General features: G+C 50.6%; 15 protein-coding genes. 2 read left to right on the top strand and 13 right to left on the bottom strand.

Annotated features, from left to right (window positions below; translation table 11 throughout):
• Positions 1-76: 76 nt before the first annotated feature.
• The 10 genes from AB1S50_RS16020 to AB1S50_RS15975 all read right to left on the bottom strand — a co-directional run bounded on the left by AB1S50_RS16020 (position 77) and on the right by AB1S50_RS15975 (position 10,446).
• The gene (locus tag AB1S50_RS16020; protein ID WP_367151987.1) at positions 77-1,090 is read right to left on the bottom strand and encodes a hypothetical protein; all 1,014 of its coding nucleotides are present in this window, start codon (positions 1,088-1,090) and stop codon (positions 77-79) included.
• 1,118 nt (positions 1,091-2,208) lie between these two features.
• Positions 2,209-3,081 carry an NAD(+) kinase gene (locus AB1S50_RS16015; protein WP_367151985.1) on the bottom strand — a complete coding sequence of 291 codons (873 nt, stop codon included), beginning with the start codon at positions 3,079-3,081 and terminating at the stop codon, positions 2,209-2,211.
• Between the two features lie 803 nt (positions 3,082-3,884).
• Positions 3,885-4,280 (bottom strand): glycine zipper family protein, encoded by a 396-nt coding sequence (locus AB1S50_RS16010; RefSeq protein WP_367151984.1) that lies wholly within the window; start codon positions 4,278-4,280, stop codon positions 3,885-3,887.
• A gap of 475 nt (positions 4,281-4,755) precedes the next feature.
• Positions 4,756-5,436 carry a hypothetical protein gene (locus AB1S50_RS16005; RefSeq protein WP_367151983.1) on the bottom strand — a complete coding sequence of 227 codons (681 nt, stop codon included), beginning with the start codon at positions 5,434-5,436 and terminating at the stop codon, positions 4,756-4,758.
• On the bottom strand, positions 5,429-5,944 hold the full coding sequence (locus AB1S50_RS16000; protein WP_367151982.1) for a DUF2878 domain-containing protein: 516 nt from the start codon (positions 5,942-5,944) through the stop codon (positions 5,429-5,431). The genes AB1S50_RS16005 and AB1S50_RS16000 overlap by 8 nt, the downstream gene beginning before the upstream one ends.
• Positions 5,945-5,953: 9 nt before the next feature.
• Positions 5,954-7,219, bottom strand: a complete 1,266-nt coding sequence (locus tag AB1S50_RS15995; protein WP_367151980.1) for a class I SAM-dependent methyltransferase — start codon at positions 7,217-7,219, stop codon at positions 5,954-5,956.
• Positions 7,216-7,989, bottom strand: coding sequence for a DUF1365 domain-containing protein (locus tag AB1S50_RS15990; protein ID WP_367151979.1), 774 nt, complete (start codon positions 7,987-7,989; stop codon positions 7,216-7,218). The genes AB1S50_RS15995 and AB1S50_RS15990 overlap by 4 nt, the downstream gene beginning before the upstream one ends.
• Positions 7,989-9,236 carry an NAD(P)/FAD-dependent oxidoreductase gene (locus tag AB1S50_RS15985; protein WP_367151978.1) on the bottom strand — a complete coding sequence of 416 codons (1,248 nt, stop codon included), beginning with the start codon at positions 9,234-9,236 and terminating at the stop codon, positions 7,989-7,991. The genes AB1S50_RS15990 and AB1S50_RS15985 overlap by 1 nt, the downstream gene beginning before the upstream one ends.
• On the bottom strand, positions 9,236-10,012 hold the full coding sequence (locus tag AB1S50_RS15980) for an SDR family NAD(P)-dependent oxidoreductase (protein WP_367151976.1): 777 nt from the start codon (positions 10,010-10,012) through the stop codon (positions 9,236-9,238). Before AB1S50_RS15980 ends, AB1S50_RS15985 begins: the two co-directional genes overlap by 1 nt.
• Complete coding sequence (locus AB1S50_RS15975) at positions 10,012-10,446, bottom strand: nuclear transport factor 2 family protein (RefSeq protein WP_367151974.1); 435 nt, start codon at positions 10,444-10,446, stop codon at positions 10,012-10,014. Before AB1S50_RS15975 ends, AB1S50_RS15980 begins: the two co-directional genes overlap by 1 nt.
• A gap of 442 nt (positions 10,447-10,888) precedes the next feature.
• Between AB1S50_RS15975 and AB1S50_RS15970 the strand changes: the two genes are divergently transcribed.
• Complete coding sequence (locus AB1S50_RS15970; protein WP_367151972.1) at positions 10,889-11,506, top strand: sigma-70 family RNA polymerase sigma factor; 618 nt, start codon at positions 10,889-10,891, stop codon at positions 11,504-11,506.
• Between the two features lie 7 nt (positions 11,507-11,513).
• A complete protein-coding gene (locus tag AB1S50_RS15965; protein WP_367151971.1) occupies positions 11,514-12,221 on the top strand; it encodes a ChrR family anti-sigma-E factor in 708 nt (235 codons plus the stop codon).
• Positions 12,222-12,355: 134 nt separating this feature from the next.
• Here the strand turns inward: AB1S50_RS15965 and AB1S50_RS15960 are convergent, their stop codons facing one another.
• The 3 genes from AB1S50_RS15960 to AB1S50_RS15950 form a co-directional block, all read right to left on the bottom strand.
• A complete protein-coding gene (locus tag AB1S50_RS15960; RefSeq protein ID WP_367151970.1) occupies positions 12,356-12,685 on the bottom strand; it encodes a hypothetical protein in 330 nt (109 codons plus the stop codon).
• A 99-nt stretch (positions 12,686-12,784) separates the two neighbouring features.
• On the bottom strand, positions 12,785-13,666 hold the full coding sequence (locus AB1S50_RS15955; protein ID WP_367151969.1) for a TolB-like translocation protein: 882 nt from the start codon (positions 13,664-13,666) through the stop codon (positions 12,785-12,787).
• Between the two features lie 140 nt (positions 13,667-13,806).
• Complete coding sequence (locus tag AB1S50_RS15950) at positions 13,807-14,676, bottom strand: TolB-like translocation protein (protein WP_367151968.1); 870 nt, start codon at positions 14,674-14,676, stop codon at positions 13,807-13,809.
• Positions 14,677-15,107 lie beyond the last annotated feature (431 nt).

Genomic DNA, 15,107 nt, shown 5'->3' with positions numbered 1-15,107 from the left:
CGTAGTGCGACGCCGCCAGGACCAGTGGGAGATGTCTAAGTTTCGGCAACCTAGATAATTCCGTTATCTGGAGAGATTAAGGCAGTACAATATAAGTTTCCTCCTGCTCTATTACCGGATTGACCTCCAAACCATCAACTGTGTACTCGAGAGAGCTGTTGGAGGGAATATCACCATAAATTCTATATTCACCCTGGGCATCGGTAAAAGTCCGGTAATCAATGCCTCCAACAGTTACTACCACCTCTTTGGAGCTTACAGGCTGGCCCGAAAGGCTAACTATAGACCCTTCCAGTGGAGGGACTCCCCCTGGGGGGGCTGGCACAAAAGCAAAAGTCTTATAGATAACATCATAGTAAAGCAGAATAGAGGTCGGGCCTTCGTAATCACTGGATGGCGAACGGACGGATACACTAGCCGATTCCGAAGTGCCGGATGAATTTGCCCGGGTATCAGTGTCTGTCCAGGTCCACTTGCCCTGCTGCGATATGTTCAGTGTAAAGAGGTTTTCGAAACCAACACTGCCACTTTGCGTCATTCCTACAGTGTATTGACTCGTGACTGAGGATGAAGAAGAGTTTGTCTGATTGAAATTAATACCCGTACTTACCGTGGTTTGCGCACCATTATCCGACGATCGATAAGGAATAGTCGTGTACACCAATTTATACCGATTTGTATCCAATGGTATGGATGGGTCAGCCAGAGGGTTGGCTTTTAAAATTTCCGGGTAATCTGCTGTAGTGATCCCGTAAGCTTCCAGGCGGTCAACTGTACCAGCCTCCATTCGGCTAGGATTTTTTAATTCGTACACATGCACGTATAGAATATCCATTAATTCATTATCATCAACCGTCCACTCCCCTGCATTTGGGGTCATCGTCATATTCACTTTGGGTCCCAGCCACAACCAGATTTGGTCATTATCATTATCGATACCCTCAGCGTCTGCGCCTCCTAGAGTAAATCCATATGATATTGCTTTTTTAATATCCATGGATTCGCTATTCAGTGAATTTACACCATAACCCCAACTTCCACCTATACTTCCACCGACGCCCAAAATACCTCCATTGGCTGTCACAGACATCGAATAGCTGCTCTGAAAGGAATTGCTCGCCGAGAAAGTGGAGCCCAGGGAGCTTGAGTCCTGATAAGAGACGGAGCTGTTGCCTCCAGGTGGAGCATACACAACTGTTAAAACCTTATATTTGGGTACGACATCGCCTGTATATTCCTCCGGGGGCGGAGTGATGCATGACCCAAAAAAACCGTTAGTACCACAAACCTTATACCCTTGAACCCCATTGACTGAGCAGCTTACAGTCCACCCGGCAGGAGTACAAAAGGCGTAAACCTGTGACACTGCACCAAACAAACCGATTATTAAAAACAGAAACCTATTTCTTATCTTTGCTCTTATCATTACGCACTCCGTTTAATCTATAAAATGCCTTTGCGCTACCTATACAGCAATCTATTTGAACTGCTACTGATATGAAATTAAATCCATGATGAAAATTTTATATAAATAGTCAAACCTGTATTTTTATCTGTCATCCAGTAAGCATTGAGCCGAGAAAAAACATAGAATTTTATTAAAAAAAAAGATATTTTATTTTGTGATGAAGGTCGCATTTTTGGCATTAAAAGGCAAATTCTTTAGTAAATAGCATGATAACCAGATTTAGAACCGATGCTTTGTGTAAAAGCATAGAATACAAGATGTCGATTCTCACAAGGAAATCATCAACTACATGACTATTTGTAACTGTATGCGACTATGAACTATTTCTTGTTTTTCCGCACCAATTCTTCTACACAAAATTCATAGTCACTTGCACTTCTGAAATAAATTTCTCTCCCTGGCGTATTCCATAAATACAGTTATTGGACTGGTAACCATTAAATTCCCAGGTTAAAAAACACAAGGAGATTCCACCGCAAAGTGGAAGCCGGTTGTAGTTCTAGAAAAGCCAGCGATTCGGTGTATTTGTGTAGGTCTTTAAGGGCGACAATCCAATGGGCACAGGATCATCGAATGAATTATAAGGCTGGTAGAAAACCTATAATTGCTGGAGTATTGTCAAATAACTGTGCTCTCAGAGAATCCCTGGGAGTATTTACGCCCTGAGCAGATTCAATAATTTACCGACCTATCCAGGTCGCAGGCATAACCTTGTAATCCTTTAGCCTGGAAGCAATTGTTTAGTTATTCTGCCAATTCAACTTGGAGCGGCAGGTCTCATAAAAATTGTGGTCGATCGGGTGAATCAATGTCAGTCGATGGGGTTTCTTATGTATGCGAATAATATCGCCAGGCTCGGTGATTATCTGGTCGTGTCCGTCACAGGTGACATGCGGCTTGGCGCGGTTGTGTTCGCCGATAACAATTTTGAACTCACTGCTGCCCTCAACAACAATCGGACGGCTGCTGAGCGTGTGGGGATTGAGCGGAACCAGGACAATGGCGTCAAGTTTCGGATGCATGATCGGACCGCCTCCGGAAAGAGCATAGGCGGTGGAGCCGGTAGGCGTGGACACAATCAGGCCGTCTGAGCGCTGGGTGTATACGAATTGACCGTCGATATAGAGGTCAAATTCAATCATACGGATAAATTCCCCCGGGTGTAAAACCACATCGTTCAATGCAGAACCCTTGCCAACCGGCCTGCCTTCCCGGGTGACAGTCACATCCAGCAAAAAACGGCTCTCAGCCATATATTTGCCAGCAAGCACTTCGTCTACTTTCTGTTCAATCTGATCCGGAGTTATATCGGTGAGAAAGCCCAGCCGGCCGCGGTTGATACCCAGGAGTGGCACGCTGAACTTGGCAAGGGCACGGGCGGCGGTTAGAAGGCTGCCATCACCTCCGACAACGATCACCAGATCACAGAGCTCGCCCAGCCTGTCTTTGGGGGCTATACGCAGATTACCGGCGGACACGACAGCGGCGGTTTCCTGTTCCAGCACAATGGCATAGCCTTTGCGCTGCAAAAACGCCATCAGACGTTTCAGCGAAACAACCGTATCTTCATTTTCAGTGCGGCCAATTAGACCGATATTTTGGAATTCCGACACAGCTACTCCAAGCAGCCCCGATTCGTGGGCCCGGCGACTGGCAGTATTTACACTCTCCATTTGCTTAATCTTTGCACAAATGGAGAAGGCTTTCCCAAAAATGCGGCAGGCGATTATGCCTTAGCCAGGCACGGGAGTCGAATGCCGGCGCCGAACCGCGGTATGCCGGTTTCCTCCTGGTGTATATTTTTTGTACTACCGGTTCAGTTGAAAATCGCGCCTGTTTCCCGACCACTGCTATCGAAAAGTTATTCCTGGGCCGTTGCAAACCTTTCCACCAGCCCGACTGGCCTTAGCCCGAAAAGGGGGAACTGTATCCTATTGTAAGCTTCGCCTTGAAATTGATAATTCAAATCAAGAGCGAATGACCTCTATTGAGATTTACCTGGCTCAATGTAATCATTGAGGACACCAGGGTCCCGATACCAGTTGGTGAATAACTGAAGAAATTTCGATTAACTGTCTATTCTCAGCGTGTCCGGCAAGCCGCGCCCTTCTTTAAGTGATTCGAATACTCTGACCAACTGTGCACCGGGTACCTATGTATCAATTTCAACACCTGGTTCTCGGCGCCAATTTTACTGCCGAAGGCGGTCGGTCCATTAACTGTCACAAATTTCTGCTAAGAAAAACAGGTTGAGTTTTTTCAGCGCCCTGGCAAACAGAAAAGCGGATCTCCAGTTGCCGAACCTGAATTTAAGACAAAAAAAAGCCGGGCTTTGGGCCCGGCTGAATCCAAGTCCTGTGAGTCCCCGCATAGTTGCGGCCTATATGACACTTTGACCCACTCAGGATGCAAAAGGTCAATTCAATACCCGATATCCGCGACCGCGCAGACAGTTTCTGACGATACTCTGTTCCTCAGCGCCGGCACTCCCGACCCCGGAAACACCGCCCAGTATTGCGCCGGCTCCGGCGCCAGCCGCAGCAGCACTACTGGAATCGCCCAAAATGGCCCCGAGGGCTCCACCCAATACGGCCCCACCGGCGGCTCTCGTTACGCCACGGCGCCCGGCATCACTGCCGGCGGCCACCGAAAGCCCTTTGCAATCCGCCAGGTCCATCTGGTACTGGCGCATGTTGACACCATAGGTATCAATCACTATCCCTCCGGCACCCGGCACCTGGTCTGGCTGTGATACACAGGCGGTAATCAGCGCGGCACTCAATCCCAGGCCACTGAGAAATCCAAACTTCATGACTGCACCTCACATGCGCACTCTCGGGCAAGCTCTCTGTGGAGTTGCCTTAATGTCGCCTCATTCAACTTAGGTTTAGACCCAAGAGGAACTTAGCGCCAGTGAGCGCCCGGTAAAATACTGACCATAAAGTTTCGAAAATAAGTATTTGGGACTCCGGCTAGGGCCTGTTGACACTGACGGAGTTGGCCCTGTTGTGACAGAAAAGGTGCCAATCGAGGCAAGAGGAGCGCGGTTTGGTTGTTCCAAATGAGCGACGAGCAACGAAGACTGGCGTCTTTTTCGGCACAACCCGAAGGGCTGCCGCTGGTTTCCGCGCCCTGCCGCGCTAGAAATTCCTTATGTGGACCCACCACACAGCGCAATTCCTGCCTTGCAGGCCACAAAAGCAGTAGCAGCAGGGCTATCTCAGTTAGTGTGAACAGGCCCCAGGCGGTGACGCTTTACAGATAGGGGAAAAAGTGGAGAGGCATTCTCAATAGGAATAGTGAATTGTCAGTCGCTGGCTGATACCACTGTCACTGAGCAGATTTACCACTCCTTCAAACAATCGCAATCGACGGCTGGCTTTATCGTAAACCAGATACAAATCCCCGGCAAAAATACGCAGCAGGGGCTGAGCAAGATCGACTTTCAGGCACAGGCTGGGAGTATCGCTCTCACGGCAGGGGATTTTCCGGGCGCGCAACTTTATCGATCGACCATGTAGAGGCGATGCAAACCGAAACTGGACTGTACGCCCTGCCGCGAGGTGCGCCCACTGCTCGCGGACGAAAACATCGAAACCTGCATCGGCAACATCGACATCCATGGCACTGATCAGTGAAAATTGCCAGGGGGCAGTGGCATTCTTGCGGTAAGCCAGCTTCAGCTGTTGCCCCTGAAGAGATATCCGGCGCTCCTCACCCTGGCGAGTATCGTGTTGCTGGAACTGTGGCCGCGTATTGTCAATTCCGGTCAGGTATTTTTCGGCAATCTTATGTCCGCTCGCTGAGTAGTAGAGCACCCGCCGGCTGTTGTACACCGAGGGCAGATGATATTCGCAGTATTGAATTTCTCCGCTGTCAAGACTGGTGGCCACACCAGTGGCGTAAACTGCACCTTCATAAGTGCATAGCGCCGCCGTCATTGCCAGGCTGGCCGCAAGGTCAGGCATACCCTACCCTGCTGAATAAGGAGCCCCGTGCGAGCCGGGCCACCAGTGGCAGAAACAGAGCCCAAACCAGGGACAATATAGCAAGTGACAGTACTACAGGCTCGCGAAACATTACTGTGCCATTGAGCCAGGCGCCCATATAATAGCTGAATGGCCCAGCGACTCCCCCCACAGCAGCCGCAAGCCACAGGTTTTTCTGCAGAAAAAAGAAAGCGTAGCGCAGGGCCATGGCGAAATTCACCCACAGGAGAAGCAGCCAAAAAGGCGGGAATTTCGATCCGTCAATATTGATCATAAGGCCCTGGGAAAATAGGAAGCCATCGATCAGAACCCCAAACACCCAGATCATCCCCACCCATAAAAATTCATGGGGCAGGTTGGCGATAAAACGCAGGTGCACATAGAAATTCAACAGAGTAAACGCGCACACCAGAGCTAGATTATCCACCAATACACACAGGGGCCAGGCGATATCAAACAGTAGTGCGTTGACCAAAATACGCCACATGGATTTTCCCTAAGGTGTCTTGTAATCCGGTTTGGCGAATACAAACTGGGCGGACCCAATCGCCCGCTCAAGAAATCCCCCCTCACAGTAGCACAGGTAAAAATCCCACATGCGTACAAACTGCTGATCAAATCCCTGTCGATGCACTTCATCCAGCTTGTTCAGGAAAGCACTTCTCCAGGCATTCAGGGTGGCGGCATAGTGCAGAGTGATATCCTCGAACCCCAGTATCTGCATATCCGTGTCCTCGCAGATGTGCTTTGCAATAATGGCGTTAGAGGGTAGGCAACCCCCAGGAAATATATAGCGTTGAATAAAGTCCACCTGGTCTTTGTAGCGGTCAAAGCGTTGGTCCCTGATGGTGATCGCCTGCATTACCATCAAGCCGGCACTTTTCAGCAGGTGGCTGCAATGCCTGAAAAAGCGGTGGTAAAACCGGTGACCCACGGCTTCTATCATTTCAATGGATACGAGCTTATCGTACTGACCACCGAGTTCCCGGTAATCTTTTAAGAGCAAATTGATCCGATCTGCGAGCCCTTCCCGTGCCACCCGGGCTCGTGCATATTCATACTGCCGGCGGGAAATCGTCGTGGTGGTAACCCGGCAACCATAGTGTTTGGCGGCGTGAAGTGCCATACCGCCCCAACCGGTGCCAATTTCCAGTAGGTGATCCCCGGGTTTCAGCTGCAGCTTCCGGCAAATCTGGTCGAGTTTATACTGGGAGGCCTCCTGCAGCGAGGCATCGGGCCGGGGAAAAACCGCCGATGAGTACATCATCGTTTCATCGAGGAACAGGCGAAAGAAGTCATTGCCCAGGTCATAGTGTGCGGCGATATTTTTGCGCGCCCCCTTGCGTGTGTTGGCATTCAAGCCATGCAGAAGCCGCAATATGAATTTGTTGGCCGTGCTCCAGCGGGAATCGATATTCTCCAGCAGTTGCATGTTGGACACCATTAACCGAATAACCGCCACAAGATCCGGGGAAGTCCAGGCGCCCTCCATATAGGCTTCGCCGGCGCCTATAGTCCCATTAAGTAAAATCTGCACATAGGTGCTCTCGTGGTGCACACAGATATGAGCCGCAATTTCCGCGTCCTCGCGGGGCTGCCCAAAGGACAGGGGCTCTGCGCCCGCCTCTTCCACCAGCAGATTGCCTTTCTGAATAGCCGCGAGTTTTCCCAACACCAGGCGCCGCGCCAACCGACTGAGCCAATGATTCGCAGCGGTTTTATCCTGCTTGCGCGCAGGTGTCTGTAGTTCTGCGGATTTCATCGGCGACTGTCTCCTGCTTCAGAACCCAATGGGGAACCGGGATGCGTGTGAATGGGCACGCGTTTGAGCCACAACCTGAGTGCCTGCCAATAGATGGCAGAGATGACTTGTACGGTCATCAGCGGGTAGCGGATCAGCGCCCTCCTCAGAGATACTGCTGTGGCTTCCTCACGTTGGAGGGCGAGAGTTGCATCAAAGATCCGCTCGCCCTGCTGAGTGCTTTGCAAGTAAACTGTCAGACGATGGCCGGGCGTGACACTGCGCCACCGGTATCCCTGCTCCATAGGCATAAACGGCGAGACATGGAAGTTCTTGCAGAATTTTGCTTTTTGTACCCGATTCTGCCCACGACAGTCCAGAAGGTAACTGTGGCGCTCCTTCCATGGCGTATTGTGAACGTCCAGCAGAATCCACTGCACTTCCCTGCCCGTGGTATCAAAGCAGTAATAAACACTGAGGGGGTTCATGTTGTAACCGAAATACCGCCAGTTCGCCAATAGGCGAATGGGACCCTCCGGGCGAACCCCAGATTCCTGCTCCACCCGGCCGCGCACCGCTTCCTCCAGGGAAACTTTCCCGTCACCATAGAAGTCGGCGCGACAAAATCGCGCCGGTGCCCAGCCACCCCGTGACCATAGGGGTGTCAGGGAGGTCAATAAATCCAGTTCCGCAAGGTCCAGATACACCATAAACACTCGATAGCGAAACTGATGGGGCCTGGGGGCAAACCGCCGATGCTGAATCCATCCGGCGTAAAGTGCGCTTTCCATTACAAGTCGACTCCCAGCGCCCTGGACACACGCAGGGCACTGTTGACTCCATCTTCGTGAAATCCGCTGGCCCAATATGCACCACAGTACCAGGTGCGATTCACTCCATTAATTTTTCCCCATGCTTTTTGCGCCTGCATACCAGCGATGGAAAATTGCGGATGGGCGTATTCAAAGCGGTGTAGAATCCTGCCCGGCTCTATATTAGATTCAGAATTTAGTGTCACACAATAGGTCAGTTTAGCGTCCAGTCGCTGTAAAATATTCATGTTGTATGTCAGGACCGGTAACTGTGTATCTCCTTCCTGCAGACGGTAATTCCAGCTGGCCCAACTGCGGCGATAGCGGGGTAGCAGGCGACAATCCGTGTGCAGTACCACAGAGTTTCGCGCGTATGGAATGGCGCCCAGCAGCTCGCGCTCTTCCCTGCTGGGGTCCCCCAAACAGCGGAGTGCCTGGTCCGAGTGACAGGCAAGCACTACCGCGTCGAACTCCATCTCTTCGCCCCCTGCCAGCAGGGATACCCCATCAGGTTTGCGCAATACGCTTTGCACCGGAGTGGCCAAGCGTACCCTGTCCTTGAAGGTGGCCACCAGTGGCTCGATATATTCGCGGGAACCACCGCGAATCACCCGCCATTGAGGGCGGTTAAAGAGGTTCAGTAGGCCGTGGTTAAAGAAAAAACGCACGAAAAAGCTGGCGGAAAATTCCAACATCTGATTTGTGCTGGCAGACCAAATGGCCGAGCCCATAGGCACCAGGTAACGCCAGACAAATTCCTCAGAATAGCCATTCTGTGCCAGGTAATCACCCAGGGTCAGCTGCTCATCCAGCTTGCCGGCATGCCAGTCACAAACCGCCGAGCGGTTAAAACGCAGAATATCGCGCAGCATGCGCCAGTGCCCCGGCCTGAACAAGTTTGATCGCTGCGCAAAAAGGCTGTTGAGATTGTTGCCCGCATATTCAAAATCATCCCTGTCAGAGCAGACACTAAAACCCATATCCGTGGGTTGGGAAGCCACGCCCAGCTGGTTCAATAAGTGAATGAAATTTGGATAGGTCCAGTCATTAAATACGATAAAACCGGTATCTATGGCCAATGTACGACCGTCTTCCTCCACCTCGACAGTAGCGGTGTGCCCCCCTAGTTGGTCTTCGGCCTCAAACAGAGTAATATCGTACCGCCTATTCAATAAGTAGGCGGCGGTAAGACCGGCTATACCGCTGCCCACTACAGCTATGCGCATCAAGATTTCCTTAGTGATCGAATACGTGTCAATCTCGGGGCGCAGTAGCGAAGCCAGAGGGCGTCGAAAAACCCCAAAAACCGCAGTGGCCAGCTGAGCCTCAGGGGAAAGTCGATAACCCGCCGACCGCGCAGCAATCCATGCTCAATGCGCTCGGCAGCTTCTTCCGCAGTCATTAGCAACGGCATTTGGAAATCGTTCGCGCGGGTTAAGGGGGTATCGATAAATCCGGGGCGGATGTGTACCACCCGCAGTGGCAGGCGGGACACATCCGCTCGCACCGAATCCAAAAAATATCCCAGTGCCGCTTTGGATGCGCCATAAGCCTCCGCGCGGGGAAATCCCACCACCGAGGAAAGGCTTCCCACCGCAGCGAACACCGGTGCCCGGCTGCCCGCCAGAAGTGGCAGCGCCGCACGCAGGCTATTCACGACACCAAAAAAATTGGCATCGAAAACGCGCCGGTAACTGGCTGCGTCCAGCTGCAGGCCGTCGTCGTATTCGCAGGTTCCCGCACAGGCCACAACCAGGTCCAGATTATCCGTGAGCCCCGCCAGCCTGTGTCCCACGGCATCCATAGCTTCATCCTGAGTCACGTCGCACTCCAACACCCGAATACGCGTTGGCGCGGACTGTTGCAGCTGCCGCAGCGCATCGGCATTTCGGCTGCTGACAATCACGAAATTATTTTGTGATACCAGTCGCAGTGCCAGTGCGCGTCCTATACCCGAACTGGCGCCGGTTATCCACACGGACTTGTCACGAATTGCGGCCATTATTGGGGTCCCTCCCCGGCTATACGGGATTTCACGCCTCGCACCAAGCTACCCAGCAGAGGCAGCCGTTCGTATACCATTGCCCCGAGGTCGTAGAAGTCCTCATGGTAATAAACCCGATGGTCAAATCGCAGCAGGCTGCAGCCCCGTAAACTGAGGGTCTGCCCAGCATTGAGTCGCGGATGGGCATAGTGCATCTGCCAGGGCAGGCAGGCATCGTCGGTAGCGACAACCGCATCGTCGAACTGGAATCGGCAGGTAATCATTCTTGCGCTCATACTGGCGAAATAATCTTTTAGAGCCGCCAGCCCCTCCACCCGGTGCAGAGGATCACAAAAAATTATCTGTTGCGAATAGAGTTCACCCAGGCAATCCGGGTCAACTGCCAGGAAGTCGGTGTAGTACTGCTGCAACTGTGTTATCAGATTGCTCATGGAGTAATTCCTGCTGCTCTGTGTGCCGATACGGCGCGCTTGCCGCTTTGTTACGTTCCTCCTAACCAAATGGATTCACTGCCAAAACTAGAGCCTCAGATTCCTTTCCGGGCTTTTCGCAACTTGAAGCTGCCACTATCAAATCCATGGGTTGCAGGTTAGTGTGGCACAGGCCCGAGCCCTACCACGGGCCAGAGCCGTTATTGGCAATCGCAACAGAAGTCATTGCAGCGGGTTTCAAGAGTGGCAATCCGATCGATAAAGTGTTATCGGCCGGCCTATCGGGTCAATAATTAGCCAACTTACAAGCCGGGGTAGGTGAAGCGGCAGTCCCGGTGAGGCAGGCATTAACCCAATAATTCAACAAGTAGCCGGGTTAATGGTGATCCAGTCACTTGGAAATGCCGTATTGTGCTCCGACTGCCAGTAAAAGATTGCTAAAATGGCGCAAATAAACCGGACCTGTAGTCAGTTGAACACAGTGGAAGCACCCCATCAGCGCGATGATGACTGGAGCAACCTCCTCACCCTGGTTGGCAGCCGGGCTGACCGGAGTGCATTCGAGCGGCTGTTCCACCATTTCGCTCCGCTGATCAAGGGCTTTCATTACAGCCGCAGCGCTCAGGCATACTGTGCCGAAGCTGCTGATGAGCTGGTACAGGAAGTGATGTTTCGCGTCTGGCGCAAAGCGCCAAGTTTCGATTCCAGTAAGGCCTCCGCCAATACGTGGATCTACACCATCATGCGCAACTGTCGCATCGATATGCTCCGCCGCAATAGCCGCCGGCGGGAAGCGGATAGCGACATCGAAGTGGATGATATTTGGGATGAGACGCCGGATGCGCAGCCACTGCTATATCTACAGCAAAAACGCAGTGAGCGGACTATCGCGGAATCCCTGGACAGTCTGCCGGCGGAACAGCGGCACGTTTTGGAAAAGGCCTATATGGAGGGGAAATCACACAGTGAGATATCCAGCGAGCTGGGATTGCCTCTGGGCACGGTGAAATCCCGCGTGCGGCTGGCGCTCAAGAAGTTGCAAGTGAAATTGAGCAGGTAGAAACGCCATGATTCGTCACCACCCAGACAGCAACGTCTTAATGGAATACGCCGCAGGCACCCTGCCCTGGGCGATGAGTCTGGCAGTCGGCGCGCATCTCCAGTTGTGCCCCAGATGTCGTGAAGGACGTCACCAACTGGACTGCGTCGGCGGCGGGTTGCTAAGGCACACAGAGCCACAGGCGGTGCATTCCGACAGCCTGGCCCGTGTATTGCAGCGCATCGACCAGGATGAGAATAACCCGAGCCAAAGTGATCAGGTCGGCCCGGAAGCAAACACTGCACACAGCGCGGGAGTGGGCAGCGGTAATCGCGACCGCTCCCTGGACCAACTGCCGCGGCTGGTGGACAAACTGGTGCGTGACAACCAACCGCTTCACTGGCGACGCATGTCCTCGTCCCTGCAGATGGCCCGGCTTGCCAGTGGGCAGAATCAATGCGAGGTGGCGCTCCAGCGTATCCGCCAAGGCGGGAAGGTGGTGGAACACGACCACCGCGGCCGCGAGATCACCCTGGTGTTATATGGCAGTTTTTCCGATGCCGATGGTGTCTACGCACCGGGAGACTTTCTGGTGCGCGAGCCGGGTGAGGTACACAGGCCCATGGCCACCCAGGACCAGGAATGCCTGTGTCTCTCCGTCGCGGAAGCGGCCGTTTCGGTTACCGGCATACTCGGCTGGCTGGTCAACCCGCTGCTGCGCTTTCGGCCCGCCTGAGCCGAGTTGATTGGGTCCCCCTAACTCCGGTTCAATTTACGTAGGGCCTTACTAACCAACTCAGTACCAGAATATATAGTGTAACGACAGCGGAACGGAGATCCGAGCGCAGCGGCTACAGCAATTTATTAGATTTATTTAGACACATTAAGTGGGTATCGCCCATTTTCGTGCCAAGTCAAAATATATCTTGCACAATTACCCAATGTAAACTCACTTGGCTTTATATAATGTGATGATATTACATTTCTAAGCGGTGCCACAGGGAGCTCGCTACTTGCCAACTCTTGTAAAATTACAACTTCAGATACCTTAAGTGATTCAATTGTATAGCCATGCTTGCCACTGTTATCAATATTCACTTCTTTATTTTGGATGAGCAATTGCAAAAGCTCTAATGCATTGATTTCTTCTGTGCTTGCGTTTGATGATAATATTGCAAGAACCACAAATAATAATCTCATTTGAATATATTCATCCTGCTCTTAACACATGGTGGAATTTAACGCCAACAAAAGGTACGCTGCCTTTTGGCGTCGCTCTTGTTGCGATTGCTGTATCGTTTACTTTTTAGGTCTAAGTGTCTCAATAATATGCGCATCTACCCAGAAGATATCCACATTTTCGAATTTATCGGATCCCATATTTCTAACAAAGAATAGATATTTCCCATCCGGCGTAACCTTTGGGCCTGCTTCGTAAGCGTCTGTATTTACTTTATCATCCATGTTAATAGCATCACCCCATGAGCCATCGTGTTGCCGAAAACTGATATAAAGATCTACATTACCAAATCCGCTGTCTTTTATGCCGTCCCACATAATGTAGGATTCATCTGGTGCGATGAAGGGGTGAGAATTCCTTGTTCCGGAGTTAATCTTTTTGCTGAACGGTTTTGGCGCTTCACGCTTGCCATCTATCAACCGTGAATATCGTAGAAGGCCGTTATCTTCTGGGTGTCTTTCATCAATGGTATAGGTCCCTTTCAATGAAGCAGAAAGGCTCATGATGTTTATTTCAGAAAAAGGAGCTTCAATATTTTTTATCTCTGACCAGCCAGCATCTGTTCGTTCCCTATATTGCTTGCCCAAATGCATAGTTTTGCCGTCCGGCGAGAAGAAAGGATAAAAGGGTCGAGACTCTTTACTAATTGTCTCAACCCATTGGTTACCTTCTTGTTTATAAATGACAGTTTCAAATTTATTATTATCTATTCGTTTCCTAATAAAATAAAACTCATCCATGTCAGGTGAGAAAACGCCGCCATCATCAAATCCCATTGTTGTAACAATGCCTGGGGCAAAAGGCTCAGGTATTAATCCCGGTGGTTTTTGTCCAAGATAGGGACCTTCAAGTATTGGAAAATTATCTTTGGCGTGACTCACAACACTGCTCATCATCAGTGCAGAAAGTAGCAGCGATAGTGAAGGGCATATAGATTTCATGGTCTTTTCCTTTTTATCTAAATACGTAGTTTATTTGATTTTCTATTGAAGCCGCCTTCTATAGATATAATGCCCTACTAAGCGGGCAAATGGGAGCGTAGCGAGTTTTGCTCCGCTGGAGTAGCTTGTTATATGGTTTGCTATTTAGGCCGGAGCTTCTCGATGATTTGTGCATCCACCCAGGAGATATTTGCATCTTCGTTTCCGCGTTTTGTCCGCAAACTAAAGAAGAGAAATTTTCCATCGGGTGACACACTTGGATTTTTTTCAGAGTGAGCTGTATTGATCTTGTCGCCCATGTTGATGGCAGGGCCCCATGAGCCATCCTTCGCTCGATAGCTGATGTAGAGGTCAGATCTGCCATATCCACCTTCCCTAACGCTATCAAAGATAATGTAGCTTTCATCCGGTGCAATGAAGGGGTGGGCATTGTATCTGCCGATGCCAAACTGCGGGCCCAGTGACTTAGGCTGTTCATATTTACCGTTTATCAAACGTGAATAGCGAATAGGGGTATCTAATTCGGGGGTAAAGGTATCAAAATAATAAGTGCCGTTGGAAGACGCCGAAAGCCGCATAATGTCTATATCTTCGAAAGGTGCACCGTGCTTTGTTATCTCCGACCAACCGTCGCTGGTGCGCTCAATATAATTATTGGCTAAATAGATGGTCTTGCCATCGGGAGAAACACTTGGCTGGCTCGTATTATGTTTGACAATAGAATGCTTCCATTGATTATTTTTATACTCAATGACATTCAAGGAATAAACTTCTTTTTCATCAGACCTGACGAAATAAAAGGTATTCATGTCCGCCCCGAACATGCCCTGAATTTCAATAAATTCCTCCGTATTAACAATACCGGGTGCAAAAATCTCAGGCGTTGAGCCTGGTGGCGTTTGACCGAGATAAGGACCATCTGGAATGGGAATTTCATCTTGGCCATAACTGGTGCCGCTCATCACTAGAGCAGAAAACAGTAGAACAGTTGCAGAGCTAACGTGCTTCATTATTTATTCCTTATTTTGAAACCAACGAATCATTTCACTTTGCTTAAATGCGATTGATCAAGCGGTCAATTTAACCAATCCGGCTTCAAAATACCTGACGTCCGTATGACTTTTAGATGATTTTGTTCTGACGACGATAAACAAGTTATTCCAAGCATATAACGTTGCCAGCAAGGGCAGCCGAAGCGGAGCGTAGGCTGTCCAGCCCAGCCTCCGGTTGGGCGATCTTGTCTGGCCTGATTATATGGCCTGCGCCGATGAATTGGGCTAATCAATATTTGGTCTCTTTGCTAGGGCCTGTTAACACTAATTAGCCGGTCAGCGATCAATGAAAAGTTGATGAAGAACTTAAAAACGACATCCAACTTATCAAATCGACTAAATATTCTTCGGAAACCTTTCAAGCGGCGAAACAGACGCTCTACTTCATT

The sequence above is a fragment of the Microbulbifer discodermiae genome (assembly GCF_040742695.1).
Classification (GTDB): domain Bacteria; phylum Pseudomonadota; class Gammaproteobacteria; order Pseudomonadales; family Cellvibrionaceae; genus Microbulbifer.
This window is presented reverse-complemented; position numbering and strand designations above follow the sequence as displayed.

Excerpts from the sequence above, each read along its gene's own strand:
- AB1S50_RS15985 (WP_367151978.1), bottom strand. The coding sequence starts at position 9,236 with ATGCGCATAGCTGTAGTGGGCAGCGGTATAGCCGGTCTTACCGCCGCC.
- AB1S50_RS15995 (WP_367151980.1), bottom strand. The coding sequence starts at position 7,219 with ATGAAATCCGCAGAACTACAGACACCTGCGCGCAAGCAGGATAAAACC.
- AB1S50_RS16020 (WP_367151987.1), bottom strand. The coding sequence starts at position 1,090 with ATGTCTGTGACAGCCAATGGAGGTATTTTGGGCGTCGGTGGAAGTATA.
- AB1S50_RS16000 (WP_367151982.1), bottom strand. The coding sequence starts at position 5,944 with ATGTGGCGTATTTTGGTCAACGCACTACTGTTTGATATCGCCTGGCCC.
- AB1S50_RS15960 (WP_367151970.1), bottom strand. The coding sequence starts at position 12,685 with ATGAGATTATTATTTGTGGTTCTTGCAATATTATCATCAAACGCAAGC.
- AB1S50_RS15980 (WP_367151976.1), bottom strand. The coding sequence starts at position 10,012 with ATGGCCGCAATTCGTGACAAGTCCGTGTGGATAACCGGCGCCAGTTCG.
- AB1S50_RS15970 (WP_367151972.1), top strand. The coding sequence starts at position 10,889 with ATGGCGCAAATAAACCGGACCTGTAGTCAGTTGAACACAGTGGAAGCA.
- AB1S50_RS15950 (WP_367151968.1), bottom strand. The coding sequence starts at position 14,676 with ATGAAGCACGTTAGCTCTGCAACTGTTCTACTGTTTTCTGCTCTAGTG.
- AB1S50_RS15965 (WP_367151971.1), top strand. The coding sequence starts at position 11,514 with ATGATTCGTCACCACCCAGACAGCAACGTCTTAATGGAATACGCCGCA.
- AB1S50_RS15955 (WP_367151969.1), bottom strand. The coding sequence starts at position 13,666 with ATGAAATCTATATGCCCTTCACTATCGCTGCTACTTTCTGCACTGATG.
- AB1S50_RS15990 (WP_367151979.1), bottom strand. The coding sequence starts at position 7,989 with ATGGAAAGCGCACTTTACGCCGGATGGATTCAGCATCGGCGGTTTGCC.
- AB1S50_RS16010 (WP_367151984.1), bottom strand. The coding sequence starts at position 4,280 with ATGAAGTTTGGATTTCTCAGTGGCCTGGGATTGAGTGCCGCGCTGATT.
- AB1S50_RS16005 (WP_367151983.1), bottom strand. The coding sequence starts at position 5,436 with ATGCCTGACCTTGCGGCCAGCCTGGCAATGACGGCGGCGCTATGCACT.
- AB1S50_RS15975 (WP_367151974.1), bottom strand. The coding sequence starts at position 10,446 with ATGAGCAATCTGATAACACAGTTGCAGCAGTACTACACCGACTTCCTG.